Here is a 3,404-nt window from a genome sequence, read left to right as displayed (position 1 = left end):
GACCCCGGGGAATCATCTATGTGGAAGAGACCGGTGAGAGACCGGGACACTACTTCCTGCCCTCGCACCGCGTTCGCACTCGAATCCGAGTGAGCCCCTTGCCATCAAGCGAACCGGTGGATCAAGGTTAAGTCCGGGGAACTCGGCCACTTTCGCGTCGGTCGCGTGATCCGCGTCACCAGCGAGCACGTCGACGCCTTCGCGGCGGGCGGGTGGGTGGCACCGCGATGAGCGCAGAGAAAGGCCCCGGGCGGGCGCCCGGGGCTTCGAGCGAGGCAAGCTCTAAGGTCAAGTTTAGGGCACCCTCGGCCAGCTTGGACGAGATCGCCCAGAACTTCGACTACGACGTCAACCCGCGCGCCGTATCGGGTGCGGCGAAGATCACCGATCTGCTCTACCCCGATCTCCTCGCTAGGTTGCTCGACGGGTTTTTCACACCCGGCGGCCCCTGGGAGTCACTGCGGATGCAGCTCATCGAGCACGGCCACGCCGTCGCCCCCGAGTCTCCCAAGGGGGCCAAGCGCACCGAGACGCTCATGGCGAAGTTGCTCATGAACACGACGTTCTCGGGCTGCGAAGTCGCTATCGGGCGCGCGGTGACCCGTTACCTGAACGAGGGCATCGCGCAGTTCCGTCGACTTTTCGCCGAGGAGTTCGACGAGGACGGCACGAAGATGAAGGCCTCGGATGTGCTTCGGCCCTACAGGCGGGTCACGGCGCTATCGCCCTTGGCAGTGGCGCGCATCATCATCGAGGTGCATCACGTCGTGAACATCATGGCACCGGGACAGACCGCCGAGCGCGACATGCTCTCGGTCTACGGCACCACGGGGCCCAACGCCGGCCTCTACGAGCTCAACGTCGACCATATCGCCACACTGGCCCGGGCATACGCCCCCGACCTCAACGACCGCGCCGTCAAGGAAGTCGAGGGCCGCGTGCGCGCTCTCGCGCCTCGGCGCGAGCGCACCGTCGACCCCGACCTCCTGCCGCTGGGCAACGGCATCTTCGACTACCGCACGAAGCGCTTGGAGCCCTTCTCGCCGGAGCACGTCATCACCGGCAAAGCCGCCATGGCCTACGACCCCGACGCTCGCGACGTCGCCATCCCTGAGCCCCATGTCGACGGCTGCATCCGCACCGACTGCGTCGAGGGCTCCGTGTGCGGCGGCCAGACCTGGTCCGTCGAGTCCTGGATGCGCACGCTGTCAGACGACCCGGAGATCGTCGACCTGCTCTGGCAGGTCATCGGGGCCACCCTGCGCCCCTACGTCTCCTGGAACAAGTCGGCCTGGTTCTACTCGACGCGGGGCAACAACGGCAAGGGCACGCTCGTGGCCATGATGCGCAACCTAATCGGGATGCGCTCGTGTGTGAGCCTGCCCCTGTCGAAGATGGGCGAGCAGTTCTCGCTCCAGCAGCTCGCCGGGGCCACCGCGATCCTCACGGACGAGAATGACGTCGGCACCTACGTCGACAAGGCCGCCAACCTCAAGGCGATCACCACCCACGACTACCTCATGGTCGATCGGAAGCACAAGGACCCCATTTCATTCCAGTTCTGGGGCTTCATGGTGCAGTGCCTCAACGAGAAGCCTCTCGTCTCCGACCGCTCCGAGTCGTTCTACCGCAGGCAAGTATTCATTCCTTTCGAGAAATGCTTCACCGGCATCGAGAAGAAGTACATCAAGGACGACTTCCTCCTGCGCGAGGACGTCCTCCAGTACGTCATGGTCCGCGTGCTCGGCTCGCCGGAGCGGACGTTCATGGACGACTACTACGCGCTCGACGTGCCCGCCTCCAGTCAGAAGATGCTCGACGACTACAAGGCGTTCAACGACCCGGTCCGCGCGTTCTGGCTGGACTTCCGCGAGTCGTTCCAGTGGGATCTGCTGCCTCTCATGTTCCTCTACGACCTGTTCAAGGCGTGGTTCAAGGAGCAGCATCCGTCGGGGCGGCCCCTGGCCAAGCGCGCCTTCGACGAGGCCCTGGCCGGGATCGTCGAGGACGACGCCGAGTGGACCACCGAGAAGGGCACGCGCTATCGGTCAGCCAATCGCATCACTGTCGGCGAGCCGCTGATCGCCGAGTTCTCACTGACGGCCTGGACGAGCTCGTCCGGGCCGCGCGGAACCGCCCAGGCCCTCATGCCCGACCTCAAGCCGGTCTATGCGGGTCTCGTCCGTGTCCAGCCCTCCGAGCCCGTGCCCGATGCTGGCGACGGCTCGGTCATCGGCCACGACGCCGTCCGGACACGGGCTGCGGCCATGGCCGCGCGCTCGTACGCGGAGGACCAAGCATCAGGGCCCGCGCCCGGGCACCAGGGCGTGTCTGCATCGCCCAGCGCCCTCGTCCGTTCCCAGGACACCGAGCACGATTCGTAGCCGTCGGATCACGCAACCGAACCACACGATCTAGGAGCACATCATGGCACAGAACAGCGACATCCTCGCCGGTCAGATCGCGGCGCTGAAGCGCAAACAGAGGGCGCAGGAGAAGAAGGAGTTCGAGGCGTTCGGTCGTGAGGTCGCCGACCTCCTCGCCCCGGGCGTTGCGGGCACCACGGCACGCATCAAGACAGCGCGGGCCAAGCTGCCCGTCAGCGACGGCGCGGACCACGGAGACGCCGACCCTGTGGCCCACGGAGACGACGACACCGCGGCCCCCGACGACGGCGATTCCGTGGGCCACGGCTTCGGCGAAGACGTGGCCCACGCGCGGCAGCATCACAGCGGCGGAGCGCGCTCGTGATGCACGGGCGGCTCCGCCGTCCGCCGGGGCCCCGCTCGCGGGGTGGAGGGTCTCGGGAGGCGAAGCCTCCTGAGCGAGCTGATCGCGTCGGTTACTGGGGGTGTGTATACGACCCCCTAGTAACTGACGTGACTGCTCGCCGGGAGGCTTTATAAGCGCCCACCGGCCACCAGGCCGGGGTGCGTTTATAAGGCCGACCCGCGACGAGGACGACGACCAGGTGCCCACCGGTGTCGGCGGCCGCGGAGCGTGCGGAGGAGGACGGACGGACGACGGAGCGACAGGGCCGTGCGCGTGAGGGCGCTGGCCCGCACGGAGTGCAGAGACGAGCGCGCTGGAGGGTGCGAGCAGGGAGGGCAGAGCGATGCCGAGGAAGGGACATTCGATGCCCGATGAGGAGCGCGCGAAGCGGTGCAAGAGCGCGGAAGAGAAGCGCTCGAAAAACGGGCTCTTCCGGTTTCAGAGTGCGTAGCAGGGTCTCTGCACCCAGTGTGTCGGTGATGAATGAGAGGCGGGCCTTGGGTGATGATGGAAATTCTCCAAGATCCCTCACACCCAAGGCCCTGCCATGCAATCTACCTCCTCAGCCCAGTCGTGTCCTGTAGCCGATGTCATCTGCCGCACCCTCGAACTCGGCATCCACATCACCGGCG

The 3,404-nt window shown here is 66.3% G+C and carries 2 protein-coding genes; both read left to right on the top strand.

Translation table 11 applies throughout. The features are described from left to right. Positions 1 to 314: 314 nt before the first annotated feature. A complete protein-coding gene (locus BSP109_RS16340) occupies positions 315 to 2,384 on the top strand; it encodes a phage/plasmid primase, P4 family (RefSeq protein WP_180959800.1) in 2,070 nt (689 codons plus the stop codon). Between the two features lie 43 nt (positions 2,385 to 2,427). Then, complete coding sequence (locus BSP109_RS16335; protein WP_101602016.1) at positions 2,428 to 2,751, top strand: hypothetical protein; 324 nt, start codon at positions 2,428 to 2,430, stop codon at positions 2,749 to 2,751. Positions 2,752 to 3,404: the final 653 nt, after the last annotated feature.

Origin of the sequence: Brevibacterium sp. Mu109 (genome assembly GCF_900169375.1) — a bacterium.
Classification (GTDB): domain Bacteria; phylum Actinomycetota; class Actinomycetes; order Actinomycetales; family Brevibacteriaceae; genus Brevibacterium; species Brevibacterium yomogidense_A.
This window is presented reverse-complemented; position numbering and strand designations above follow the sequence as displayed.

Coding starts and splice junctions, on each gene's coding strand:
- BSP109_RS16335 (WP_101602016.1), top strand. CDS start 2,428: ATGGCACAGAACAGCGACATCCTCGCCGGTCAGATCGCGGCGCTGAAG.